Annotated in this window: 24 protein-coding genes, 1 tRNA gene and 1 pseudogene; 9 read left to right on the forward strand and 17 right to left on the reverse strand. The window is 70.2% G+C overall.

Annotated features, from left to right (window positions below; all coding sequences use genetic code 11):
- Positions 1 to 58 precede the first annotated feature (58 nt).
- Entirely contained in the window at positions 59 to 2,470 is a 2,412-nt protein-coding gene (locus ACJ9NR_RS15180; protein ID WP_412488093.1) for a transglycosylase domain-containing protein, read from the forward strand.
- 146 nt (positions 2,471 to 2,616) lie between these two features.
- On the opposite strand, the gene ACJ9NR_RS15185 is transcribed toward ACJ9NR_RS15180, so the two are convergent.
- Together ACJ9NR_RS15185 and ACJ9NR_RS15190 are read right to left on the reverse strand one after the other, a co-directional pair.
- Entirely contained in the window at positions 2,617 to 2,976 is a 360-nt protein-coding gene (locus ACJ9NR_RS15185; RefSeq protein WP_412488094.1) for a GroES family chaperonin, read from the reverse strand.
- Positions 2,977 to 3,000: 24 nt separating this feature from the next.
- Positions 3,001 to 3,333, reverse strand: a complete 333-nt coding sequence (locus ACJ9NR_RS15190; protein ID WP_412488095.1) for a DUF3618 domain-containing protein — start codon at positions 3,331 to 3,333, stop codon at positions 3,001 to 3,003.
- A 104-nt stretch (positions 3,334 to 3,437) separates the two neighbouring features.
- Between ACJ9NR_RS15190 and bcp the strand changes: the two genes are divergently transcribed.
- From bcp to ACJ9NR_RS15205, 3 genes and pseudogenes are all read left to right on the forward strand, one after another.
- Positions 3,438 to 3,905, forward strand: a complete 468-nt coding sequence (bcp, locus tag ACJ9NR_RS15195) for a thioredoxin-dependent thiol peroxidase (RefSeq protein WP_412488096.1) — start codon at positions 3,438 to 3,440, stop codon at positions 3,903 to 3,905.
- 145 nt (positions 3,906 to 4,050) lie between these two features.
- A pseudogene (locus tag ACJ9NR_RS15200) lies at positions 4,051 to 4,390 on the forward strand (HNH endonuclease); the annotation flags it as partial.
- Positions 4,391 to 4,494: 104 nt separating this feature from the next.
- Positions 4,495 to 4,577 (forward strand) — tRNA-Leu (locus ACJ9NR_RS15205).
- A 39-nt stretch (positions 4,578 to 4,616) separates the two neighbouring features.
- Here the strand turns inward: ACJ9NR_RS15205 and rdgB are convergent.
- The 4 genes from rdgB to ACJ9NR_RS15225 all read right to left on the reverse strand — a co-directional run bounded on the left by rdgB (position 4,617) and on the right by ACJ9NR_RS15225 (position 6,950).
- Complete coding sequence (gene rdgB / locus ACJ9NR_RS15210) at positions 4,617 to 5,219, reverse strand: RdgB/HAM1 family non-canonical purine NTP pyrophosphatase (RefSeq protein ID WP_412488097.1); 603 nt, start codon at positions 5,217 to 5,219, stop codon at positions 4,617 to 4,619.
- A gap of 48 nt (positions 5,220 to 5,267) precedes the next feature.
- Positions 5,268 to 5,666 (reverse strand): hypothetical protein, encoded by a 399-nt coding sequence (locus ACJ9NR_RS15215; protein ID WP_412488098.1) that lies wholly within the window; start codon positions 5,664 to 5,666, stop codon positions 5,268 to 5,270.
- Between the two features lie 142 nt (positions 5,667 to 5,808).
- Positions 5,809 to 6,546, reverse strand: a complete 738-nt coding sequence (gene rph, locus ACJ9NR_RS15220) for a ribonuclease PH (RefSeq protein WP_412488099.1) — start codon at positions 6,544 to 6,546, stop codon at positions 5,809 to 5,811.
- A 170-nt stretch (positions 6,547 to 6,716) separates the two neighbouring features.
- Positions 6,717 to 6,950: a PTS sugar transporter subunit IIB gene (locus tag ACJ9NR_RS15225; RefSeq protein ID WP_307133230.1), complete on the reverse strand. Its 234-nt coding sequence runs from the start codon at positions 6,948 to 6,950 to the stop codon at positions 6,717 to 6,719.
- 340 nt (positions 6,951 to 7,290) lie between these two features.
- Here ACJ9NR_RS15225 and ACJ9NR_RS15230 point away from each other — a divergent pair, with 340 nt between their 5' ends.
- Positions 7,291 to 8,541 (forward strand): PTS transporter subunit EIIC, encoded by a 1,251-nt coding sequence (locus tag ACJ9NR_RS15230; protein WP_412488100.1) that lies wholly within the window; start codon positions 7,291 to 7,293, stop codon positions 8,539 to 8,541.
- 70 nt (positions 8,542 to 8,611) lie between these two features.
- Here the strand turns inward: ACJ9NR_RS15230 and ACJ9NR_RS15235 are convergent, their stop codons facing one another.
- On the reverse strand, positions 8,612 to 9,364 hold the full coding sequence (locus ACJ9NR_RS15235) for an MBL fold metallo-hydrolase (protein WP_412488101.1): 753 nt from the start codon (positions 9,362 to 9,364) through the stop codon (positions 8,612 to 8,614).
- Positions 9,365 to 9,597: 233 nt separating this feature from the next.
- Here ACJ9NR_RS15235 and ACJ9NR_RS15240 point away from each other — a divergent pair, with 233 nt between their 5' ends.
- Positions 9,598 to 10,050: a type II toxin-antitoxin system PemK/MazF family toxin gene (locus ACJ9NR_RS15240; RefSeq protein ID WP_412488102.1), complete on the forward strand. Its 453-nt coding sequence runs from the start codon at positions 9,598 to 9,600 to the stop codon at positions 10,048 to 10,050.
- A gap of 112 nt (positions 10,051 to 10,162) precedes the next feature.
- Here the strand turns inward: ACJ9NR_RS15240 and ACJ9NR_RS15245 are convergent, their stop codons facing one another.
- The 7 genes from ACJ9NR_RS15245 to clpS all read right to left on the reverse strand — a co-directional run bounded on the left by ACJ9NR_RS15245 (position 10,163) and on the right by clpS (position 15,177).
- The gene (locus ACJ9NR_RS15245; protein ID WP_412488103.1) at positions 10,163 to 11,113 is read right to left on the reverse strand and encodes a PLP-dependent cysteine synthase family protein; all 951 of its coding nucleotides are present in this window, start codon (positions 11,111 to 11,113) and stop codon (positions 10,163 to 10,165) included.
- 5 nt (positions 11,114 to 11,118) lie between these two features.
- A complete protein-coding gene (locus ACJ9NR_RS15250) occupies positions 11,119 to 11,451 on the reverse strand; it encodes a MoaD/ThiS family protein (RefSeq protein WP_412488104.1) in 333 nt (110 codons plus the stop codon).
- A gap of 111 nt (positions 11,452 to 11,562) precedes the next feature.
- Complete coding sequence (locus ACJ9NR_RS15255; protein WP_412488105.1) at positions 11,563 to 11,658, reverse strand: putative leader peptide; 96 nt, start codon at positions 11,656 to 11,658, stop codon at positions 11,563 to 11,565.
- Between the two features lie 79 nt (positions 11,659 to 11,737).
- Entirely contained in the window at positions 11,738 to 12,160 is a 423-nt protein-coding gene (locus ACJ9NR_RS15260) for a M67 family metallopeptidase (protein ID WP_412488106.1), read from the reverse strand.
- Between the two features lie 146 nt (positions 12,161 to 12,306).
- Positions 12,307 to 13,740 (reverse strand): amino acid permease, encoded by a 1,434-nt coding sequence (locus ACJ9NR_RS15265; protein WP_412488107.1) that lies wholly within the window; start codon positions 13,738 to 13,740, stop codon positions 12,307 to 12,309.
- 501 nt (positions 13,741 to 14,241) lie between these two features.
- Positions 14,242 to 14,847: a DUF2017 domain-containing protein gene (locus ACJ9NR_RS15270; RefSeq protein ID WP_412488108.1), complete on the reverse strand. Its 606-nt coding sequence runs from the start codon at positions 14,845 to 14,847 to the stop codon at positions 14,242 to 14,244.
- A 12-nt stretch (positions 14,848 to 14,859) separates the two neighbouring features.
- The gene (gene clpS, locus ACJ9NR_RS15275; protein WP_412488109.1) at positions 14,860 to 15,177 is read right to left on the reverse strand and encodes an ATP-dependent Clp protease adapter ClpS; all 318 of its coding nucleotides are present in this window, start codon (positions 15,175 to 15,177) and stop codon (positions 14,860 to 14,862) included.
- A 58-nt stretch (positions 15,178 to 15,235) separates the two neighbouring features.
- Here clpS and ACJ9NR_RS15280 point away from each other — a divergent pair, with 58 nt between their 5' ends.
- Both ACJ9NR_RS15280 and ACJ9NR_RS15285 read left to right on the forward strand, forming a co-directional pair.
- Positions 15,236 to 16,582 carry a nicotinate phosphoribosyltransferase gene (locus ACJ9NR_RS15280; protein WP_412488110.1) on the forward strand — a complete coding sequence of 449 codons (1,347 nt, stop codon included), beginning with the start codon at positions 15,236 to 15,238 and terminating at the stop codon, positions 16,580 to 16,582.
- 144 nt (positions 16,583 to 16,726) lie between these two features.
- Complete coding sequence (locus ACJ9NR_RS15285; RefSeq protein WP_412488111.1) at positions 16,727 to 17,317, forward strand: isochorismatase family protein; 591 nt, start codon at positions 16,727 to 16,729, stop codon at positions 17,315 to 17,317.
- 47 nt (positions 17,318 to 17,364) lie between these two features.
- Here the strand turns inward: ACJ9NR_RS15285 and ACJ9NR_RS15290 are convergent, their stop codons facing one another.
- Together ACJ9NR_RS15290 and ACJ9NR_RS15295 are read right to left on the reverse strand one after the other, a co-directional pair.
- The gene (locus tag ACJ9NR_RS15290; RefSeq protein WP_412488112.1) at positions 17,365 to 17,724 is read right to left on the reverse strand and encodes a hypothetical protein; all 360 of its coding nucleotides are present in this window, start codon (positions 17,722 to 17,724) and stop codon (positions 17,365 to 17,367) included.
- Positions 17,725 to 17,846: 122 nt separating this feature from the next.
- Complete coding sequence (locus ACJ9NR_RS15295; RefSeq protein WP_412488113.1) at positions 17,847 to 20,201, reverse strand: immune inhibitor A domain-containing protein; 2,355 nt, start codon at positions 20,199 to 20,201, stop codon at positions 17,847 to 17,849.
- Between the two features lie 333 nt (positions 20,202 to 20,534).
- On the opposite strand from ACJ9NR_RS15295, the gene ACJ9NR_RS15300 reads away from it, so the two are divergent.
- The gene (locus tag ACJ9NR_RS15300) at positions 20,535 to 20,810 is read left to right on the forward strand and encodes a hypothetical protein (RefSeq protein ID WP_412488114.1); all 276 of its coding nucleotides are present in this window, start codon (positions 20,535 to 20,537) and stop codon (positions 20,808 to 20,810) included.
- Positions 20,811 to 20,844: 34 nt separating this feature from the next.
- On the opposite strand, the gene ACJ9NR_RS15305 is transcribed toward ACJ9NR_RS15300, so the two are convergent.
- A complete protein-coding gene (locus tag ACJ9NR_RS15305; RefSeq protein WP_412488115.1) occupies positions 20,845 to 21,558 on the reverse strand; it encodes an RDD family protein in 714 nt (237 codons plus the stop codon).
- Positions 21,559 to 21,615: the final 57 nt, after the last annotated feature.

A 21,615-nucleotide genomic window follows, 5' to 3' on the forward strand; every position in this document is an offset into this window, starting at 1 on the left:
GAAGGCGTACGAGGGCGTACAGCAACGTACGACGCGAAACAGGAGTCCGGTACACGACATGAGCGACGAGCCGCAGCCGCACCAGCCCGACCAGGGCCGGGCACCGACACAGCCGCAGGCGGCCGAGGCCCCGGGGGGCGGCGAGGGCAAGCCGAAGCGTCCGAGGAGGACGGGCTGGCGGCGGCTGATCCCGACCTGGCGCATGGTGCTGGGCACCTTCGTCATCGGCGTCCTGCTGCTGATCGGCCTGTTCTACCTCGGCTACTCGCTGGTCAAGATCCCGCCGGCCAACGCCCTCGCCACCAAACAGGCCAACGTCTACCTCTACGCGGACGGCTCCCAGATCGCCCGCGACGGCGACGTCAACCGGGAGAACGTCACACTCGCCCACGTCTCCAAGGCCGCCCAGCACGCCGTACTGGCCGCCGAGGACCGCGACTTCTACTCCGAGTCCGCCGTCGACCCCAAGGCCATGGTGCGCGCCGCCTGGAACACCGCCACCGGCAAGGGCAGGCAGTCCGGCTCGACCATCACCCAGCAGTACGTCAAGAACTACTACCTCGGCCAGGAACAGACCGTCACCCGCAAGGTGAAGGAGTTCTTCATCGCGATGAAGCTGGACCGGGAGAAGTCCAAGGACCAGATCCTCCAGGGCTACCTCAACACCAGCTACTTCGGCCGCAACGCCTACGGCATCCAGGCCGCCGCCCAGGCCTACTACGGCCAGGACGCCACCGACCTCGACGCCGCCCACGCCGCCTACCTCGCCGCCCTGGTCAACGCGCCCAGCGAGTACGACGTCGTCGCCCACCCCGAGAACAAGGCCGCGGCCGTGGCCCGCTGGAACTACGTCCTGGACGGCATGGTCAAGAAGGGCTGGCTGACCGAGGCGAAGCGGGCGGGCCTGAAGTTCCCGACGCCGAAGCAGCAGACCGCCTCCACGGGCATGTCCGGGCAGCGCGGCTACATCGTCAACGCCGTCAAGGACTACCTCACCAAGAACAAGATCGTCACCGCCGACGAGCTCGACCGGGGCGGCTACCGCATCACCACCACCCTGCAGAAGAGCAAGCAGGACGCCTTCGTGAAGGCGGTGAACGACAAGGTGATGTCCAAGCTCGACAAGAAGCACAACAAGGTCGACAAGTACGTCCGCGCGGGCGGCGCCTCCGTCGACCCGAAGACCGGCAAGGTCGTCGCGATGTACGGCGGCATCGACTACGTCAAGCAGTACACCAACGGCGCGACCCGCGAGGACTTCCAGGTCGGCTCCACCTTCAAGCCCTTCGTGCTCGCCGCGGCCCTGCAGAACCACTCCGAGACCCAGGACGGCGAGACCATCACGCCGAACACCTACTACGACGGCACCAACAAACGCCCCGTACAGGGCTGGAGCGGCAGCTACGCGCCCGCCAACGAGGACGACGTCTCCTACGGCGACATCACCGTGCGCACCGCCACCGACAAGTCCGTCAACGCGGTGTACGCGCAGATGGCCGTGGACGTCGGCGCGCCGAAGGTCAAGCAGACGGCGATCGACCTCGGCATCCCCGCCGACACCCCGGAGCTGACCCCCACCCCGTCCATCGCGCTCGGCGTCTCCCGGGCCAGCGTGCTGGACATGGCGGAGGCGTACGCGACGCTCGCCAACCACGGCGAGCGCGCCACGTACACGATGATCGACTCGCTCACCAAGAACGGCAAGGACGTCGAGCTGCCCAAGCAGCGCACCAGCCAGGCCGTCAGCCGCGAGGCAGCCGACACCACCACCTCGGTCCTGCAGAGCGTCGTCGACAACGGCACCGCGACCGTCGCCCAGGCCGCCGACCGCCCCGCCGCGGCCAAGACCGGCACCGCGGAGGAGGACACCGCCGCCCTGTTCGCCGGCTACACCCCCGACCTCGCGACCGTCGTCTCCGTGATGGGCCAGGACCCGGTGACCGCCCACCACAAGTCGCTCTACGGCGCGATGGGCCTGCCGCGCGTCAACGGCGGCGGCCCGCCCGGCGAGATCTGGGCGCAGTACACCCGGGACGCCCTGAAGGACAAGCCGGCGAACGACTTCGACCTCCAGCTCCAGCCCGGCGCCGACCAGACCGCACCGCCCGCCACCAGCCAGCCGCCCCAGCAGCCGGGCACCGGCGGCCAGGACAACGGCGGCACCACGAGCACCGGCGGCCAGAACGACCAGGGCCAGACCCAGGGCCAGGACAACGGCGGCACCACCGGCAGCCCGACGCCCACGACGGGCGGCACCACGGACGGCACCACCGGCACCACCACGAACGGCGGGACCACCGGCGACGGCGGAACGACCACCGCGGGCGGCACCACCACCGGAACCGACACCGGCGGCACGACGACGGGCGGCACCACCACCGGGACCACGACCGGCGGCGCCACCACCGGAACCGACACGGCCGGCACGACGACGGGCACGAGCGGCCCGCAGGTCACCCGCAAGCACTGAACACGGAACCAGGCCGGAAGAACCCGGAAGAACCCGAAGAACCCGGAAGAACGCAGAACAGCCGAAGAGGCCGGTGACGACGAGGGTCACCGGCCCCTTCGGCCACGGCTGCGGACCGGCCGCCCTACAAGTACAGGCCCGTGGTGCTACAGGTACAGGCCCGTGGTGTCCTCCGACCCCTCGAAACGGTCGGCGGCCACGGCGTGCAGATCGCGCTCGCGCATCAGCACGTACGGCACGCCCCGGACCTCCACCTCGGCCCGGTCCTCCGGGTCGAACAGGACCCGGTCACCGGGCTCCACGGTCCGCACGTTCTGCCCCACGGCGACGACCTCGGCCCAGGCCAGCCGGCGCCCGACCGCCGCCGTGGCGGGAATCAGGATGCCCCCGCCCGACCGCCGCTCGCCCTCGCCCGTCTCCTGCCGCACGAGAACCCGGTCGTGCAGCATCCGGATGGGCAGCTTGTCGTGCTGCGGGGTGCTCTGCTCGTTTCTGTTGGCGCTCACGCTCCTGAACCTACCTGTCCCCGCTCACTTCCGGCGCCGCCGGGTGGTACCGAGAGCGAGCAGACCCACGAGTCCGACGGCGACGACCGCGACCGGCACGATCCGCTCCAGCCGGGGCGCGCCCTCCTCGTCGACGAACTGGGCCCTGACGTCGGTCACGACCTTGTTGGCCCCGACGTAGGCCCTGCCCAGCGTGTGATCGATGTTGGAGACGACCCTGGCCCTGGCGTCCCCCATGATCGTCTTCGGGTGCACCCGCACCCCGATCTCGTCGAGCGTCTCGGCCAGCACTGCACGGCGGCTCTTGATGTCCGCCTCGATCTGCGCCGGGGTTCTGGTGTCCGACGTGTCCGCCACCGTAGGGCCTCCGAAGTCAGCTGGTACGTGATGCCGCTTGTTCTGGACAGTCTGTCAGTTCCGCCCGCGCTCGCACGGTCAGGACCCCCGGTTAGGCTGGCCCGATGAGCGAGCGACTCGAGCCCGGGGACGTGGCCCCCGACTTCACCCTCCCCGACGCCGACGGCAACGAGGTGTCCCTGTCGGCCCACAGGGGCCGCAAAGTCATCGTCTACTTCTACCCCGCCGCCCTGACGCCCGGCTGCACCAAGCAGGCCTGCGACTTCACGGACAACCTGGACGTCCTGGCGGGCGCCGGCTACGACGTCATCGGCATCTCGCCGGACAAGCCCGAGAAACTGGCGAAGTTCCGCGAGAAGGAGTCCTTGAAGGTCACGCTCCTGGCCGACCCGGAGAAGACCGTCACCGAGGCCTACGGCGCCTACGGCGAGAAGAAGAACTACGGCAAGACGTACCTGGGCGTCATCCGCTCCACGGTGATCGTGGACGAGGAGGGCAAGGTCGAGCGGGCGCTCTACAACGTCCGGGCGACCGGCCACGTCGCGAAGATCATCAAGGACCTGGGCATCTGAGCCCCTGAGCACCTGCTCCCAGCCGGCTGAACGGCCCGTACCGGGGTGACCCGGCACGGGCCGTTCCACGTCGCGGGCGTGACTGTCCGATGAGCGGTTCGTCCGTACGGGCTGCGAACGGGCGGCCGGGAGCGGAGGGGTCTCGATGGTGGCCAGCGCGTACACCGAGGAGCGACTGGCAGAGGCGGCTCGGGGGCGCGGACGTTGTCGGAGGCGTTGCACGCATTGGGCGTGGATCCGAAGAGCCCGACACGGGACTGCCTCAAGGAGCGGATGAGGAGGCTCGGGGCGGACACCTCGCACTTCGAGCGGGAGGGGGTGAAGTCGACGAGAGAGCCTCGAGCGGGCGGTAGCGGCTTCCACGAACCTACGAGGTCCTGCGCCACCTCGGACTCGAGGCGGTCGGCGGTCACCACACGCACATCAGCAGTCGGATCGAGGCGTACGGCATCGATACGTCGCACGTCCAGGTGCCGTCGCGGCGAAGCGGGGCTCGGCGCCCCCGCCCAACTGCCACGCGATCACCAGCACCTGGTGTCGAGGCGGGGGCCGACGCCGCGCGCGTGCCCGGTAGCATGAGCGGGCACACGCGGCCGTTGCTGAATGGTATAAGCAGAGGTTTTAGGTGCCTCGGGGCATTTGCCCATGTGGGTTCGACTCCCATCGGCCGCACGCGCAGCGGGGCCGTCCAACCTGGGCGGCCCCCGCGTCTCAGCCCAGCAACTCCCGCACCACCGGCACCAGCGCCCGGAACGCCTTCCCCCGGTGGCTGATCGCGTTCTTCTCCTCCGGGGTCAGCTCCGCGCAGGTGCGTGTCTCGCCCTCCGGTTGCAGGATCGGGTCGTAGCCGAAGCCGCCCGTGCCCGCGGGGGTGTGGCGCAGGACGCCGCGCAGCCGGCCCTCGACCACGCGCTCGGTGCCGTCCGGGAGCGCGAGTGCGGCCGCGCACGCGAAGTGGGCCGCGCGGTGTTCCGGCGCGATGTCCGACAGCTGGGCCAGCAGCAGGTCCAGGTTGGCCTTGTCGTCGCCGTGGCGGCCGGCCCAGCGGGCGGAGAAGATGCCGGGCGCGCCGTTCAGGACGTCGACGCAGAGGCCGGAGTCGTCGGAGACGGCGGGCAGGCCCGTCGCCTGCGCCAGGGTGTGCGCCTTCAGCAGCGCGTTCTCCGCGAAGGTGACGCCGGTCTCCTTGACGTCGGGGATGTCGGGGTAGGCGTCCGCTCCCACCAGCTCGTGGTTCAGGCCTGCGTCGGCGAGGATCGCCCTCAGTTCGGTGATTTTTCCGGGGTTGCGGGTGGCGAGGATCAAGCGCGTCATGAGGGCCAGTATTCCGGTTGCCCCGCCCGCCTCGCCCGCGCCCGTCTTCTACGAGGTGCACACCTTGGTCAGTTCGCCGGCCGCGTCCGTCACCGGGCTGACGTCGGGGGTGTTATCGCCGTTCCTGATCGCCGTGCGGACGTTGCGGACGGCTTTGCCGAGGTCGTCGACCGCCTTGTTGACGTCGGTGTTGTCGGTCCTGTCGCCGATCTTGCCGAGGTTCCTGTCGATCGAGGCGAGGGAGTCGTCGAGCCGGCCGGGGTCGTCGGAGGCGTTCTCCGCGGCCTGCTGGAGGTCGGTGACGCTGTCGGCGATGGTGTCGGCGGTCTGGACGCAGTCCAGTGCCCGGTCGACGGCGCCGCACGCGGTGGTGATGCCCGCGGTCAGCGCGGCGGCGAGCAGTGCTGCGACGGCGATGGTGCTACGGCGGCGCCGGCTCACGGCCATGACTGCGGTCCCTCCTGCGTCCGGGCCCGGTGGGCCCCCGTACTGGTCGGGCGCACGGTGGTGTGCCGTGCGCCCGCATGCGTAGGGACGCGGAGGCGGGCGGCGGGGTTGCCCCCGGCCGCCGCTTCTCTTGGCGCGTCCTTTACCTTTCCAGGACGGTGGCGAGGGCCTTCTGCTGCAGGCCGGCGAGTTCCGTGCAGCCGGAAACGGCCAGGTCCAGCAGGGAGTTGAGCTCCTCGCGGGCGAACGGTTCGGCCTCGGCGGTGCCCTGTACCTCGACGAAGCGGCCGTCGCCGGTGCAGACGACGTTCATGTCGGTCTCGGCGCGGACGTCCTCCTCGTAGCAGAGGTCGAGCAGCGGTACCGTGCCGACGATGCCGACCGAGACCGCCGACACGGTGCCGGTGAGCGGCTGGCGGCCGGCCTTGACGAGCTTCTTGCCCTGGGCCCAGGCGACGGCGTCGGCGAGGGCGACGTAGGCGCCGGTGATGGCGGCGGTACGGGTGCCGCCGTCGGCCTGGAGCACGTCGCAGTCGAGGACGACGGTGTTCTCGCCGAGTGCCTTGTAGTCGACGACGGCGCGCAGGGAGCGGCCGATGAGCCGGCTGATCTCGTGGGTGCGGCCGCCGATCCGGCCCCGGACGGACTCGCGGTCGCCGCGGGTGTTGGTGGCGCGGGGCAGCATGGCGTACTCGGCGGTGACCCAGCCTTCGCCGCTGCCCTTGCGCCAGCGGGGTACGCCTTCGGTGACGGAGGCCGTGCAGAGGACCTTGGTGTCGCCGAAGGAGACGAGGACGGAGCCCTCGGCGTGCTTGCTCCAGCCGCGTTCGATGCTGACCGGGCGGAGTTGTCGGGGGGTGCGACCGTCGATTCGAGACATGGCGACGAGCGTAGTCGCAGAACGGGCGGGGGCCCCTCCCCCGGTGGGGAGGGGCCCCGTACGTGTGCCGGGCGGGGTGCCACCGCGGCGGGCCGGGCGTCACCGCGGCGGGTCGGATGCCACCGCCGCGGGCCGGACGCCACTGCGGCGGGGCCGGGCGGGCCGGCGGCTCACATCATGTCTTCGATGTCCGCGGCGATGGGGTCGGCGTCGGTGCCGATGACGACCTGGATCGCGGTGCCCATCTTGACCACGCCGTGCGCGCCCGCGGCCTTCAGGGCGGCCTCGTCCACCTTGGAGGCGTCGACGACCTCGGTCCGCAGCCGCGTGATGCAGCCCTCGACCTCTTCGATGTTGTCGATGCCACCGAGCCCGGCAACGATCTTCTCAGCCTTGCTGGCCATGACGTCTCCTCACGCACAGTCGGCCCAACTTCACGAGCGATGGCGCCGTGCGTGCCCCATGACGGCGGCACAGCCTCCCCATCGTCGTAACTGGTCTACACCACCTCACGGGCGGTCGCCAACTCTCGAGTGCCGGCATCGGGCTCGGGAGCCGGACGAGGAGCGCGAGGGCATCCCCCAGGCCCGATAAGGCCTGATAAGGACCTTGGGAGATCGCCGGAACCGTACAGCGCGTAGCGCGGCGGTAACAGGAATGACGGGTTCCTTTATGCCGACTTCATCTGCTACAACAGGTCTACACCACTGAGTGGTGTAGACCACCACCCGATGGAGGAAGTATATGAGCACCGCCACCGCGCCTCCGGCGGCCCCCTCGAAGAAGCGGGGATCAGGTCTCTTCCAGGGCCTGCAGAAGGTCGGCCGCAGCCTGCAGCTCCCGATCGCCGTGTTGCCGGCGGCCGGCATCCTGCTGCGACTCGGGCAGCAGGACATCCACGACAAGCTGAACCTGCCCGACAAGGTCACAGCGGTGTTCGCCACGGCCGGTGGCGCGATCTTCGACAATCTGCCGATGCTGTTCTGCATCGGTGTGGCGATCGGCTTCGCCAAGAAGTCGGACGGCTCGACGGCGCTCGCCGCGCTCGTCGGCTTCCTCGTCTACAGCAACGTCCTCAAGGCGTTCCCGGTCACCGAGGCGAAGGTCCTCAAGGGCGCGGACATAGCCGCGACCTACAACAACCCGGGTGTGCTCGGCGGCATCGTGATGGGTCTGCTGTCGGCGGTGCTGTGGCAGCGCTACCACCGCAAGAAGCTGGTGGACTGGCTCGGCTTCTTCAACGGCCGCCGGCTCGTGCCGATCATCATGGCGTTCGTCGGCACCGCCATGGGCGTCTTCTTCGGTCTGGTCTGGAAGCCGATCGGTGAGGGCATCTCGCACTTCGGCGAGTGGATCACCGGCCTCGGCGCGCTCGGCGCGGGCCTGTTCGGCCTCATCAACCGCGCGCTGATCCCGGTCGGCATGCACCAGTTCGTGAACTCGGTCTCCTGGTTCCAGATCGGCGACTTCAAGAACTCGGCCGGCGAGGTGGTGCACGGCGACCTCACCCGTTTCTTCGCCGGTGACCCGACCGCCGGGCAGTTCATGTCGGGCTTCTTCCCGATCATGATGTTCGGTCTGCCGGCTGCCGCGATCGCCATCGCCCACTCCGCCCGTCCCGAGCGCCGCAAGGCCGTGATGGGCATGATGGTCTCGCTGGCGCTGACCTCGTTCGTGACCGGTGTGACCGAGCCCATCGAGTTCTCGTTCATGTTCATCGCCCCGCTGCTGTACGCGATCCACGCGGTGCTGACCGCCCTGTCCATGGCGGTCACCTGGGCGCTGGGCGTCCACGCGGGCTTCACGTTCTCGGCGGGCTTCATCGACTACGCGCTGAACTGGAACCTCGCCACCAAGCCCTGGCTGATCATCCCGATCGGTCTGGTCTTCGGCGCGGTCTACTACGTGGTCTTCCGCTTCGCCATCACCAGGTTCAACCTGCCCACCCCGGGCCGCGAGCCCGACGACGAGGTCGAGGACCTCACCAAGGCGTGAGCCCCGCCCGCACGGGCATGACGAGGGCCCCGGCACCGAGCAGGTGCCGGGGCCCTCGTGCGTGCGGAGGTCAGATCTCGTACGTGGCCCTCGGCGCCGCCAGCTCCACCGGCCCGGGGAAGACCTCGCGTGCGTCGCGGAGGTTGGCCCGGGGGTCGGTCCACGGGGGGATGTGGGTGAGGACCAGGCGGCGCGCGCCGGCGCGGGCCGCCGTCTCGCCCGCCTCGCGGCCGTTGAGATGCAGGTCGGGAATGTTCTCCTTGCCGTGCGTGAAGGCCGCCTCGCACAGGAACAGGTCGGTGTCGCGGGCGAGTTCGTCCAGCGCGGGGCTGATTCCGGTGTCGCCGGAGTACGTCAGGGACGAGCCGCCGTGCTCGATGCGGATGCCGTACGCCTCCACCGGATGGGCCACGCGCTCCGTGTGCACCGTGAAGGGGCCGATCTCGAAGGTGGACGGCTTGACCGTGTGGAAGTCGAAGACCTCGCTCATCGAGGAGGCGGTGGGGGTGTCGGCGTACGCCGTGGTCAGGCGGTGCTCGGTGCCTTCGGGGCCGTAGACGGGGATCGGGTCGCAGCGGCCGCCGTCGTGGCGGTAGTAGCGCGCCACGAAGTAGGCGCACATGTCGATGCAGTGGTCGGCGTGCAGATGGCTGAGGAAGATCGCGTCGAGGTCGTATAGACCGCAGTGGCGCTGCAGCTCGCCAAGGGCACCGTTGCCCATGTCGAGAAGCAGCCGGAAGCCGTCGGCCTCTACGAGGTAGCTCGAGCAGGCCGATTCCGCGGACGGGAACGACCCCGAGCAACCGACGACGGTGAGCTTCATGAAGCAGAAACCTCCGCGGGCGGGAACTTTTTCTGGCGGGAGACGGGGGTCGTGCGGTCCGTCGAGCGTAAGGCGCAAAACGCCCGGTCGCTCCTCCGGCAAGGGCTGTTGTGGGCGAACTCACCTGTGGTGTCACCGGTTCGGCTGGAAGCGGGGCCGACGAAGCGCCGGGAGGGGAGCACGGGTTCGGACGAGGGCGCGCGGCGCTCATCGCGCGCCGGTACCGTCTCCGTATGGATACGTCATGGTGGCTGGCGCTCGCGGCGGTGGTGCTGCTCGCGCTGGTCGCCACGCTCGTCGACGGCTGGGGCCGGGGCCGGCGGCCGGCCGGGCGCCGGACGCGTCCGCCGGGGCGGCCGGGCGACCGCACGAGGTCACGGCCGCGGCCCGCGGAGATCTGGTGGGCGAACGTGCCCTACGAGGACGGGCCCGGCGGGAAGGACCGGCCCTGCCTGGTGCTGGTGGTGCACGGGGAGCGGGCGACCGTCGCGAAGATCACCAGTCGGTACCACGACGCACGCCCCGGGGTGATCCCGCTGCCGCCGGGCGCCGTGGGCGACGCGCGGGGGCGCGCCAGCTTCCTGGAGACGGACGAGCTGCGCGAGGTGCCGGTGTGGGAGTTCCGGCGGAAGGTGGGTGTGGCGGACCCGGTCCTGTGGGACCAGGTCCGCCACCTGGCGTCGTGAGCCGGACTGCGCCCAGAGCCGGTCGTGAGACCGGCTACGCCCAGCCGGCCGCGAGACCGGCTACGCCCAGCCGGCCGCGAGACCGGCTACGCCCAGCCGGCCGTGAGACGGGCTACGCCCAGAGCTGGCCGTGCAGCGTCTCGATCGCTTCCTCCGTCGTCGGCGCCGTGTAGACGCCCGTCGACAGGTACTTCCAGCCGCCGTCGGCCACCAGGAACACGATGTCCGCGCTCTCGCCGGCCTTCAGTGCCTTCCTGCCGACGCCGATCGCCGCGTGCAGTGCCGCGCCGGTGGAGACGCCCGCGAAGATGCCTTCCTGCTGGAGCAGTTCACGGGTGCGGGTGACCGCGTCCGCGGAGCCGACCGAGAAGCGGGTGGTGAGGACGGAGGCGTCGTAGAGCTCGGGCACGAAGCCCTCGTCGAGGTTGCGCAGGCCGTAGACCAGGTCGTCGTAGCGCGGTTCGGCGGCGACGACCCTGACGTCCGGCTTGTGCTCGCGCAGGTAGCGGCCGACGCCCATCAGGGTGCCGGTGGTGCCGAGGCCCGCGACGAAGTGGGTGATGGAGGGCAGGTCGGCGAGGATCTCCGGGCCGGTGGTCGCGTAGTGCGCGCCGGCGTTGTCGGGGTTGCCGTACTGGTAGAGCATCACCCAGTCGGGATGCTCGGCGGAGAGCTCCTTGGCGACCCGTACGGCGGTGTTGGACCCGCCCGCGGCCGGGCTGGAGATGATCTCGGCGCCCCACATGCCGAGCAGGTCCCGGCGCTCCTGCGAGGTGTTCTCGGGCATCACGCACACCATGCGGTAGCCCTTGAGCTTGGCGGCCATGGCGAGGGAGATGCCGGTGTTGCCGGAGGTCGGCTCGAGGATCGTGCAGCCCGGGGTCAGGCGGCCTTCCTTCTCCGCCTGCTCGATCATGTACAGGGCGGGACGGTCCTTGACCGAGCCGGTGGGATTGCGGTCCTCCAGCTTGGCCCAGATCCGGACGTCCTCGGACGGCGACAGCCGCGGCAGGCACACCAGGGGCGTGTTGCCGACCGCGGCGAGCGGGGAGTCGTAGCGCATCCGGATCAGGCCATTCCCGCCCGTCGCCCGGCCGCCACCCCGGCCGGACGCGGCTTCGCCGCGGCGGAACCTCCGGCCACGGCCGGCAGGATCGTCACGTTGTCACCGTCGGTGACCTTGGTGTTGATTCCGTCGAGGAAGCGGACGTCCTCGTCGTTGAGGTAGACGTTGACGAAGCGGCGCAGCTCGCCGTTGTCCACGATGCGGGCCTGGATGCCCGTGTGCCGGGACTCGAGGTCGGAGAAGAGTTCGGCGAGGGTGTTCCCGCTGCCCTCCACCGCCTTCTGGCCGTCGGTGTACGTGCGGAGGATGGTCGGGATGCGGACCTCGATGGCCATGGGTGAGGGCTCCTGTCGATGGTTTCGTCGGGTCGGTGGGCGCGCGGCGGCGCAGCGTGCGGGGTGGTGCTTGGGCGCCGCGGCTCACGGCCGTACGGCGGCAGGGCAGCGTCAACAGATGGCGCTGGCGAGCCTGCACAGGTCGACGTGCAGCCGCGCCACGAGCAGCATGCCCGGCGTCTTCTCGCTCACGTCGTTCACAACCATGGGGTCATCGTATCGATTCCCGGCCGGTCACCCGGAGTGTGATCTCATTCTCCGGACGATTTTCATCCAGTGTTCGAGATCAGTACGTCTCCACCACGGTGACCTCCTCCTCCGTGACCTCGCCATCCACGATGCGGAACGAGCGGAACTGGAAGTCGCCGAGGCCGTCGGTGTCGGCGGTGGAGACCAGGACGTAGTGGGCGCCCGGCTCGTTGGCGTAGGAGATGTCGGTGCGCGAGGGGTGGGCCTCGGTCGCGGTGTGGGAGTGGTAGATCACCACCGGCTCCTCGTCGCGGTCGTCCATCTCGCGGTAGAGCTTGAGCAGGTCGCCGGAGTCGAACTCGTAGAACGTGGGCGACATGGCCGCGTTCAGCATGGGGACGAAGCGCTCCGGGCGGTCGGAGCCCGCCGGGCCGGCGACGACGCCGCACGCCTCGTCGGGGTGGTCCTTGCGCGCGTGCGCGACGATCTGGTCGACGAGGGCCTGGGTGATGGTCAGCATGCTCGCCAGGATATGCAGAAGGGCCGTCCCGTACCGAGGTGTGGTACGGGACGGCCCGAATGCCGGACGCCGGGAGCGGCTGCCGCGGCGGGTGCCACGAGTACCCGCCGCGGCCGGCGTCCGCGGTGAGGGCGCGGGGTCGGCGGTCAGCCCACCTTCTCCAGCGTCGGCTCGCGCCGCTGTGTCACTTCGGGGCTGCGGGACCTGAGCACGGCCCAGCCGGTCCCGAGGGCGGCGGCCCAGCCGGCCATCACGTAGAGGCAGACCCGGGAGTCGGCGTCGTAGGCGATCAGGCACGTGACGAAGAGCAGGAACGCGATGGCGATGTACGAGCACACCGCGCCGCCCGGCGCCGGGAAGGACGAGGCGGGCAGCCGGCCCGCGTCGACCGCCCGGCGGTAGAGGACGTGGCTGATCAGGATCATCAGCCAGGTCCAGATGCCGGCCGCGGTGGCCACCGAGGTGACGTAGCCGAAGGCCTTCTCCGGGACGACGTAGTTCAGGACCACGCCGATGCCCATGAAGAGCACCGAGACGGTGATGCCGAGCGCGGGGGTCCTGGAGGCGGAGAGCCTGCTGAAGACCCGGGGGGCCTCGCCGTTGTCGGCCAGGGTGCGCAGCATGCGGCCGGTGGAGTACATGCCGGAGTTGCAGGAGGACAGGGCCGCGGTCAGCACCACGAAGTTGACGATGCCCGCGCCGGCCGGGATGCCGATCACCGCGAACGCCTTCACGAAGGGGCTGACGCCCGCCGCGAACTCCGTCCACTTCACCACGCACAGGATGACGGTGAGGGCGCCGACGTAGAACAGGGCGATGCGCCAGGGCAGGGTGTTGATCGCCTTGGGCAGGGTCTTCTCCGGGTTCTCGGACTCGCCGGCCGTGACACCGACCAGCTCGACGGCGAGGTAGGCGAACATGACGCCCTGCAGCGTCATCAGCGACGAGCCGATGCCCTTGGGGAAGAAGCCGTCGAACTGCCAGAGGTTGGCGACCGAGGCGGTGCCGCCGGCGGCGCTGAAGCCGAAGGTGAGGACGCCGAGGCCGATGACGATCATGCCGATCAGCGCGGTGACCTTGACCATCGAGAACCAGAACTCAAGCTCGCCGAAGAGCTTCACGGAGATCAGGTTGACCCCGAAGAGCACCACCAGGAAGACCAGGGCGGTGGTCCACTGCGGGACGGAGGGGAACCAGTAGTTGACGTAGATCGCGGCGGCCGTCAGCTCGGCCATGCCCGTCACGACCCACATCAGCCAGTAGGTCCAGGCGGTGAAGTAGCCGAAGAACGGGCCGAGGAACTCGCGGGAGTACTCCGCGAAGGAGCCCGAGACCGGGCGGTACAGGAGCAGCTCGCCGAGCGCCCGCATGATGAAGAAGATGATCACGCCCGCGAGGGCGTACATGACGATGAGGCTGGGGCCCGCCTTGGCGATGTTCGCCCCGGCGCCCAGGAAGAGGCCGACGCCGACGGCGCCGCCGATGGCGATCATCTGGACCTGGCGGCTGCCGAGTCCGCGCTCGTATCCCTCTTCGGGCCGCTGCGGGGCGGCCTCGTCGTCGACCTGAGCGGAGGTCATTGTGTGGTGCGCCTTTCTCCATGCCGACCCGGGCCTCTCGTCGGCCTCGGATCGGGTTTCGATCCCCCCGGATTGATGGAGTTGGACGGGCCTCACGGACCCGTCCGTGCCTGGCCGGCGATCCGCCGGCTCGGTGGCGCACCCGGCCGAACATGGGTGGTGTTCGCCGGGCGGTCGTGAAGATTTATCACGGCCGCAACGGTGATCAGCGCTGTGCCATGTGGTTCAGGACACAGGGAGAAGCGGACAAAGGCCGTCCGGCGGAGCATAGGAGGCCGCGGCGGTGACGTGATCGTTATCCGGATTTGAGCGCCCTCTGAGCGAACGCCGCACCTCGCGGCGGACAGCGGACACCGCACCTCGCGACCGGCAGCGAACGCCGCACCTCGCGACCGGCAGCTCACGGCGCACCGCGCCCGGCAGCGAACGCCGCACGCCGCGACCGGCAGCTCACGCCGCACCGGATCACGGCAGGGCGGCGGGCCGCGACGGGGCGGCGGGTCAGGACATGAGTGTCGAGACGAGCGTCTCCTGGAGGCCGCCCAGCCACAGGTACGCCATCACCATCGGCTTGCGCGGGTCCTCGTCGGGCAGCCGGTAGAGGAGGTCGGTGTCGTCCTCGTCGGTGATCTCCAGCCGGGAGCCGATCGCCAGGCGCAGGTCGTTGAGGGCGCCCAGCCACTGTTTGGACTCCTCGCCCGAGAGCTCGAGGACCGCCCCGCCGTCGGCGGCCGGGGTCAGCGCGTCCAGGCAGCGGACGACCGCGAGCGCGTTCTCGCGCTTGCCGGCGCGCAGGTCGTTCTCGGTGTAGCGGCGGAACTCGGCGGAGTACGCCCGCTGTTCCTCCGCCTTCTCCGGTCGCGTGGGCGGCCCCTCGGGGTCGCTGTAGGCGTCCGGGAAGAGCCGCCGGAGCACCGGGTCCTCGGGGGGTTCGCTGGGGCCGTCGGCGAAGAGCTCGGCCAGCGGGTCGTCGGGCGCGTCCTCGGCGGGACCGGGTCCGACGAGCTCCAGCAGCTGCACGGCCAGCGACCGGATGATGGAGATCTCGACGTCGTCGAGGGCGACGGCCGCGCCGCCGCCGGGAAGCGGTTCGAAGTGTCCTGGCATGAAGTCGGTTCGCTACTTCCGGTCCTGCTGGAGGGTGGCCCACAGACCGTAGCCGTGCATGGCCTGCACGTCGCGTTCCATCTCCTCGCGGGTGCCGCTGGAGACGACCGCACGGCCCTTGTGGTGGACATCGAGCATGAGCTTGGTGGCCTTGTCCTTGGAGTAGCCGAAGTACGTCTGGAAGACGTACGTCACGTAGCTCATGAGGTTGACCGGGTCGTTGTGGACGATCGTGACCCAGGGGACGTCCGGCTCGGGTACGGCGGAGACCTCCTCCGCCGATTCGGTCCGTTCGATCTCAAGGGGAGCGGGTGACGTCACACTGCCCATGCTGCCACGGCCCCCACAAATCGTCACACTGACGCAAAGTGGAGTAGCATGCCTCTCCATGAACACAGCGGACCTTGGGCTGCCGGTGGACGTTCCCTCGACGGCGCTCTTCACGGACCAGTACGAGCTCACGATGCTGCAGGCCGCCCTCAGGGGCGGTACCGCCGAACGGCGCAGCGTCTTCGAGGTCTTCACCCGGCGGCTGCCCGACGGGCGGCGCTACGGCGTCGTGGCGGGCACCGGACGCGTTCTGGACGCCGTGGAGAACTTCCGTTTCGACCCGGGCGTCCTGCGCTTCCTGCGGGAGCGGGACATCGTCGACGAGGCGACGCAGGAGTGGCTCGCCGGCTACCGGTTCGGCGGTGACGTGTGGGGCTATCCCGAGGGCGAGGTGTACTTCCCCGGGTCGCCGATCATGCGCGTCGAGGGGTCGTTCGCCGAGTGCGTGCTGCTGGAGACGGTGATCCTGTCGATCCTGAACCACGACTCCGCGATCGCCGCGGCCGCCTCCCGCATGTCCTCGGCCGCGGGCCCCCGCCCGCTGATCGAGATGGGCGCCCGCCGCACCCACGAGCTGGCCGCCGTCGCCGCCGCCCGCGCCGCGTACGTCGGCGGGTTCGCCTCCACCTCCGACCTGGCGGCGGGCTTCCGCTACAACATCCCGACCGTCGGCACCTCCGCCCACGCCTTCACCCTGCTCCACGACCACGAGCGGGACGCCTTCCGGGCCCAGGTCGACTCGCTCGGACGGGGCACCACCCTGCTCGTGGACACCTACGACGTGGCCGAGGCCGTCCGCACGGCCGTCGAGGTCGCCGGGCCCGAGCTGGGCGCGGTGCGCATCGACTCCGGCGACCTGCTGCTGGTCGCGCACCGGGTGCGGCAGCAGCTGGACGAACTGGGGGCCACCGACACGAAGATCATCGTGACCTCGGACCTGGACGAGTACGCCATCGCCTCGCTGGCGGCGGCGCCGGTGGACGCCTACGGCGTCGGCACCCAGCTGGTCACCGGATCCGGGCACCCGACCGCCTCGATGGTCTACAAGCTGGTCGCCCGCGCGGAGTCCGACGACCCGGGGGCGCCGCTGGTGCCGGTGGCGAAGAAGTCCAGCGGCGGCAAGACCTCCATCGGCGGCCGCAAGTGGGCGGCGCGGCGGCTGGACGCGGACGGCGTCGCGGAGGCCGAGGTGGTGGGCACCGGGCCGGTGCCGGCCGGGCTCGCCGGCCGGCAGCTGCCGGTCGAGCTGATCAAGGGCGGTGACGTGGTCTTCCGCGAGCCGCTGGACGTCGTACGGGAGCGGCATGTGACCGCCCGGGGCACCCTGCCGCTGTCCGCGACCCAGCTCTCGCGAGGGGAAGCGGTGATTCCGACGGAGTACCTGACCGGGGGCTCGGGTAGCTGACAGCTGTAGCCGTGGGGGGTGGCCGGGCGGGCGCCCCTCCCGTACCTCTCCCCCACCCCTCCCGCGCCGCCCGCGAAGTCTCTAGGCTCGACATTCACCTTCCCCGCGCTCGCAGGAGCCGGGGCCCACCGAAGGACACCCGCCATGCGCCGCGCCTTGATCGTCGTCGACGTCCAGAACGACTTCTGCGAGGGGGGCAGCCTCGCCGTGGCCGGGGGTGCCGACGTGGCCGCCGCCGTGACCGAGCTGATCGGGCAGGCGGCCGGCTCCGGCTACCAGCACGTGGTGGCCACCCGCGACCACCACATCGCCCCCGGCGGCCACTTCGCCGACAACCCCGACTTCGTCCACTCCTGGCCCGCGCACTGCGTCGCGGGCACCGAGGGCGTCGGCTTCCACCCGAACTTCGCGCCCGCCGTCGTCTCCGGGGCGATCGACGCCGTCTTCGACAAGGGGGCGTACGCGGCGGCCTACAGCGGCTTCGAGGGGGCCGACGAGAACGGCGTCAAGCTGGCCGACTGGCTGCGCGCCCGGGAGGTCGGCGAGGTGGACATCGTCGGGATCGCCACCGACCACTGCGTGCGCGCCACCGCGCTGGACGGGGTGCGGGAGGGCTTCCGTACGCAGGTGCTGCTCGACCTGACCGCGGGGGTGGCCGCGGACACCACCGAGCGGGCGCTGGAGGAGATGCGCGAGGCGGGCGTGGAGCTCTCCGGGAAGCCCGTGCTCGCCTGAGGGCGCTCAGGGCCGCCCCGGCGGCGTCCGGGCCCGCCCCACGGCCGCTAGGCGCTGCCGGCCCGGGCGGGGGCCGTGGGGCGCCTCAGGAGGGCCCTGATGGGGTGCCACAGCTCCTGGGGGAGCTCCGATCCCGTCACGACACCGTTGTCAGGGGCCGTTCGCCATATCAGGCCGTCCGGGTGGTGCAGGACCGCGGTGATCTCGTCCGGGGTGGGCGGGGCGGCGTTGCCGCGCAGGTAGACCGCCCGCATGCCGAGGTTGCGCAGCCTGGTCAGGGCGCGCGCCCGGTTCTGGGCGTGGACGAGGACACGGACACAGCCCGTGCCGTCGGTGGTGGGTCTGGGCAGGTTCAGGGCCACCACCACGCTGCCGGTCGGCAGCTTGCAGAAACCTCCTGCGGCCATGCAGGTCACTCCCCCGTGCGAGTCGGTGTCAATAAGCGAAGCACAGGACGCACCTAAACACGATCGGCGGCGACCCGCCAGGGGGTCACCGCCGATACGCTTCTGACCTGCGGAAATACTGACTACCTCACCGCGGGACCGACCTCGACCCGGATCGTCGAGCCGTTCCAGGCCTCGTGGACGATCTTGATCTTCGTGTTGGTGTCAGTGATCTTGACGCCACCGGTCGGGTTCGACGCGTCGTAGTAGGTGCTGGCGTGGTCGTTGAAGACCGGCACCCCGAACGACCACTTGATCCTGGCGGCCACGTCCGCCTTGTGCAGCGTCATGCCCTCGGTCGGGTACCAGCTGAACGGCGAGTCGTAGGCCTGGATGCGGTTGCGCATCAGCGAGCCGTCGGACCACTTCAGCGCCTTCGGGTGCGAGTCGACCGGCAGGATCAGGCCCGTGCCCGCGTGCTGGCTGGTGTTGTTGTCCTGCTGGGAGGTGTCCCACTTCCAGATCAACAGGCCGTTCTGGTACGGGTAGTGCTCCACCCAGTCCGGACGGGTCGTCGAGAAGCCGAAGTTGTACGGACCCGTCTTCAGGGTCCTGTCGTACGACACGTACTGGCGGTTCTCGGCGATGTAGTACTGCTTGTAGTCCTTGGTGAAGGACGCGCCGACCCGGGAGAAGCCGTTCGCGGTCCAGGCGGCGTCCGCCGCCTCGGCGTTGTCGGAGAAGACCGTCGCGCCGTCCGCGGTCACCGTGATCTCGTCGGCCGCGAAGCCCTTCTGCGCCACGCCGCCGTCGGTCTGGTAGCGGAAGCGCAGCTGGACCTTCTGGCCCACGTAGGCGTCCAGCGGGTACGACAGCTTCTTGTAGGCGTCCACCGTGCCGGTCAGCGCGGGCTTGTCGCTGCCGTCGCGCGGGATGGCCTGGCCGTCCACCGTGCCGTCCAGAGCGGTCCAGTTGGCGCCGCCGTCGGTCGAGACCTCGGTGTAGAGGTAGTCGTAGTTCGCCTCGATGTCGTACCAGCCGTCGAGGGTGAGGGTCGCCGACTTCCTGCCGGTCAGGTCGACCTCACGGGTCAGCGTGTTCTTCAGGTCGTCGCCGCTGCCGCTCCACCACTGGGTCGAGCCCTGCGCCGGGGTGACGACCTCGGTGGTGACCGCCTTGTCGGGCAGCGAGACCACCAGGGCCTGCTTCTTCTTCGTGTTGTACTCGGCGACGCCCAGCGTCTGCCTCGACCTCGTACCGGCCTTCGCCGTGCCGTAGTTGAGCCAGCCGAGCTGGAGCTTGTCCCAGGCGTTCAGGTCGCCCGGCAGGTCGCCGATGGCCTGCTTGCCGGTGCCGAGCCACGAACCGGAGGACATCAGGGTCCAGAAACCGGTGGAGTTGTCCCCGCCGCTGGTGTCGTACTCGTCGGGCAGGCCGAGGTCGTGGCCGTACTCGTGGGCGTAGACGCCGAGTCCGCCGTTCTCCGGCTGCATCGTGTAGTCGCCGACCCAGATGCCGGTGTCGCCGACCTGGGTACCGCCGAGCTTGTTGTTCTCGGGGCCGGTGGCGCCGGCGTCGGTGCCGAAGGCGTACCAGCGGTGGGCCCAGATCGCGTCGGTGCCCTGCGCGCCGCCGCCCGCGGACTCGTCCTCGCCGGCGTGCACGATCTGGAAGTGGTCGACGTAGCCGTCCGGCTCGTTGAAGTTGCCGTCGCCGTCGTAGTCGTAGCGGTCCCACTGGTCGTACTGGGCGAGGTCGGCCTTGATGTCGGCGTCCGACTTGCCGGCCGCCTTCTGGTCGGCGACCCAGGCGGTCAGGCCGTCGCGGACCAGGTTCCAGACGCTGGAGCAGGTGGTGGAGCCGCAGGCGTTGTTGCCGTAACGGGCCTCGTTGTAGGGCACCTTGACCCAGTCGGTGACCTCGCCGTCGACCGAGTAGCGGCCCGAGGACTGCTTCTCGTAGTACTTCTTCAGCGACTCGGTGTGGGCGCCGGTGCCGAAGTAGAGGTCCTGGAAGTGCTTCTGGTTGTAGTCGGCCTGCCAGGCCGTGGAGTTGTCCTTGCTGCGGTCGGGCGCGGCTATCCGGTTGTGCGCGGGGCCGGCCGTGCCGCCGTACTTCGGGTCCGTCTTGTCGCCGAACTCCACCAGGATGGTGAAGATCCTGTCGGTCTTCTCCCGGCCCAGTTCGACGTACTTGCTGTCGCCCCTCCTGCTCTTGAGCTGGACGACGTGCGAACCGTGGCGGTCCTTGACCTGGGCCCGGCCGGATATGACCTCGTTCAGGGCCTCCTGGCGCTGTGCCTCCTGGGTCCTGGAGAGCGGACCGTCGAGGTCGTGTTCCTTCATCTTCCGGGGAGCCGCCGGGTCGTGGCGGTCCACGGCGGCGGACTTGGCCGGTTGGGCGGCCTGCGCCACGGCGAACGTCGGGAAGGTGGCGGTCGCCGCCGCGAGCGTTACCCCGATCGCGGTCGCTCTGAACGTCCAAGGTCTATGGGTCACTTGAGTTCCTCTTGGTCAAGGTGGCCGGTCAAGTGACGCAATTTGACTAGAGGACGGTAAGAAAAGACAGACCTTGACTTGAACAGGACAAGTGCACTATGCGGAAGCGACGTCCGCTTTACGAACGCCCCGACCGGCGCGTTCACTTGCCCGTGTGGCGGGCGCCATGACTCCGTGCGCCCCCTGTGCACCGGCACTGTTGGTTAGGTCACGCTTACTGTTCGTTCCGCTCGGGCACACACGCGATTAGAGTCGGTTGGCGGACAGCCCTGAAAACGGCGGAAAGCCAGGCCGACACGCCCGTGGACCCCCACTTCCGAGGACACGATTGCCATGCCTCGTCCGACGCCCGCCCAGCTCGTCTACGGTTCGTGCACCGTGATCTTCTCGACGCTCGCCATGCTGCTGCTGTCACGGACGAGTTCGGGCGTCGGGATCGCCGTCATCGCCGTCGCGGCACTCGGCCTCGGAGTCCTGGTCGCCATGACGGTGCCGCTGCCCCGGCCGAGGGCCGTCGCGGTGGAGCGGCCGGCCGAGGAGGAGACGCCCGTCCCGGCCGCGGTCGGCACGGCGGCGTCCCGGCCGGTGCGCGAACGCGCCGCCTCCTGACGCCGTCCCGGCCCGCAGCCGGCCCGCGCCCGCGTCAACGGGTGCTGACCACCACCGTCTTGGCGGCCTTGTCGTGCAGGCCCTGCTTGTAGGGCCGGTCGAAGTAGCTCCAGCCGCCCGAGATCGCGGTCCAGACGCAGGCGCAGCAGAACGCGAACGGCAGCCACAGCACCGCCGCGCGGGCCAGCGAGGTCTGCACGGAGGGCGTGGAGCCGTCGCTGAGGTCGGCCACCCGCATGTTCAGCCACCTCTTGCCGAGCGTCTGGCCCGACGAGCTGATCAGGTACGTGTCGTAGGCCATGTAGAGGACGGCCGCGACGACGGACTGCGCGAAGGACTTGCCGTACTCGATCCTGCTGCCGTTGACGTTGTACTCGTGCACGCCCATCGGCCAGGTGAGCAGCCAGACGACGATGCCGACCAGGATCAGGTCGATGATCCGCGCCAGTGTGCGCCTGCCGCTGGCGGCGAGCGGGGGCATGCCGGCGAGCGGGTCGTGGGGGTACGCGCCGCCGCCGGAGGGCGCACCGGCGGCGTAGGGGCCGGTGCCGGGGGGCGGTGGTGGCCCGCCGGGCGGGGGCTCCTGATGGGGCGGGGGCTGCCCGCCCGGTGGCGGCTGGCCGGGCGGCTGCCGGCCCTCTCCCGGCGCGTCGTAGGGTGAGCCCGACCCCTGGCCAGGCGGGGGCTGCTTCCTGAACGGGTCGTCCTCCGGGGGCTGTCCGGAGCCCGGTGGCGGTTCGGTGCTCATGGCCCGAGTGGACCGCGAACCATCGCGCCCCGCATCCGGCGGACGGCCGTCCGGAGT

Origin of the sequence: Streptomyces sediminimaris, assembly GCF_047049295.1 — a bacterium.
GTDB lineage: Bacteria > Actinomycetota > Actinomycetes > Streptomycetales > Streptomycetaceae > Streptomyces > Streptomyces sediminimaris.

Excerpts from the sequence above, each read along its gene's own strand:
- ACJ9NR_RS15180 (WP_412488093.1), top strand. The coding sequence starts at position 59 with ATGAGCGACGAGCCGCAGCCGCACCAGCCCGACCAGGGCCGGGCACCG.
- bcp (WP_412488096.1), top strand. The coding sequence starts at position 3,438 with ATGAGCGAGCGACTCGAGCCCGGGGACGTGGCCCCCGACTTCACCCTC.
- rdgB (WP_412488097.1), bottom strand. The coding sequence starts at position 5,219 with ATGACGCGCTTGATCCTCGCCACCCGCAACCCCGGAAAAATCACCGAA.
- ACJ9NR_RS15215 (WP_412488098.1), bottom strand. The coding sequence starts at position 5,666 with ATGGCCGTGAGCCGGCGCCGCCGTAGCACCATCGCCGTCGCAGCACTG.
- rph (WP_412488099.1), bottom strand. The coding sequence starts at position 6,546 with ATGTCTCGAATCGACGGTCGCACCCCCCGACAACTCCGCCCGGTCAGC.
- ACJ9NR_RS15225 (WP_307133230.1), bottom strand. The coding sequence starts at position 6,950 with ATGGCCAGCAAGGCTGAGAAGATCGTTGCCGGGCTCGGTGGCATCGAC.
- ACJ9NR_RS15230 (WP_412488100.1), top strand. The coding sequence starts at position 7,291 with ATGAGCACCGCCACCGCGCCTCCGGCGGCCCCCTCGAAGAAGCGGGGA.
- ACJ9NR_RS15235 (WP_412488101.1), bottom strand. The coding sequence starts at position 9,364 with ATGAAGCTCACCGTCGTCGGTTGCTCGGGGTCGTTCCCGTCCGCGGAA.
- ACJ9NR_RS15240 (WP_412488102.1), top strand. The coding sequence starts at position 9,598 with ATGGATACGTCATGGTGGCTGGCGCTCGCGGCGGTGGTGCTGCTCGCG.
- ACJ9NR_RS15245 (WP_412488103.1), bottom strand. The coding sequence starts at position 11,113 with ATGCGCTACGACTCCCCGCTCGCCGCGGTCGGCAACACGCCCCTGGTG.
- ACJ9NR_RS15250 (WP_412488104.1), bottom strand. The coding sequence starts at position 11,451 with ATGGCCATCGAGGTCCGCATCCCGACCATCCTCCGCACGTACACCGAC.
- ACJ9NR_RS15255 (WP_412488105.1), bottom strand. The coding sequence starts at position 11,658 with ATGGTTGTGAACGACGTGAGCGAGAAGACGCCGGGCATGCTGCTCGTG.
- ACJ9NR_RS15260 (WP_412488106.1), bottom strand. The coding sequence starts at position 12,160 with ATGCTGACCATCACCCAGGCCCTCGTCGACCAGATCGTCGCGCACGCG.
- ACJ9NR_RS15265 (WP_412488107.1), bottom strand. The coding sequence starts at position 13,740 with ATGACCTCCGCTCAGGTCGACGACGAGGCCGCCCCGCAGCGGCCCGAA.
- ACJ9NR_RS15270 (WP_412488108.1), bottom strand. The coding sequence starts at position 14,847 with ATGCCAGGACACTTCGAACCGCTTCCCGGCGGCGGCGCGGCCGTCGCC.
- clpS (WP_412488109.1), bottom strand. The coding sequence starts at position 15,177 with ATGGGCAGTGTGACGTCACCCGCTCCCCTTGAGATCGAACGGACCGAA.
- ACJ9NR_RS15280 (WP_412488110.1), top strand. The coding sequence starts at position 15,236 with ATGAACACAGCGGACCTTGGGCTGCCGGTGGACGTTCCCTCGACGGCG.
- ACJ9NR_RS15285 (WP_412488111.1), top strand. The coding sequence starts at position 16,727 with ATGCGCCGCGCCTTGATCGTCGTCGACGTCCAGAACGACTTCTGCGAG.
- ACJ9NR_RS15290 (WP_412488112.1), bottom strand. The coding sequence starts at position 17,724 with ATGGCCGCAGGAGGTTTCTGCAAGCTGCCGACCGGCAGCGTGGTGGTG.
- ACJ9NR_RS15300 (WP_412488114.1), top strand. The coding sequence starts at position 20,535 with ATGCCTCGTCCGACGCCCGCCCAGCTCGTCTACGGTTCGTGCACCGTG.
- ACJ9NR_RS15305 (WP_412488115.1), bottom strand. The coding sequence starts at position 21,558 with ATGAGCACCGAACCGCCACCGGGCTCCGGACAGCCCCCGGAGGACGAC.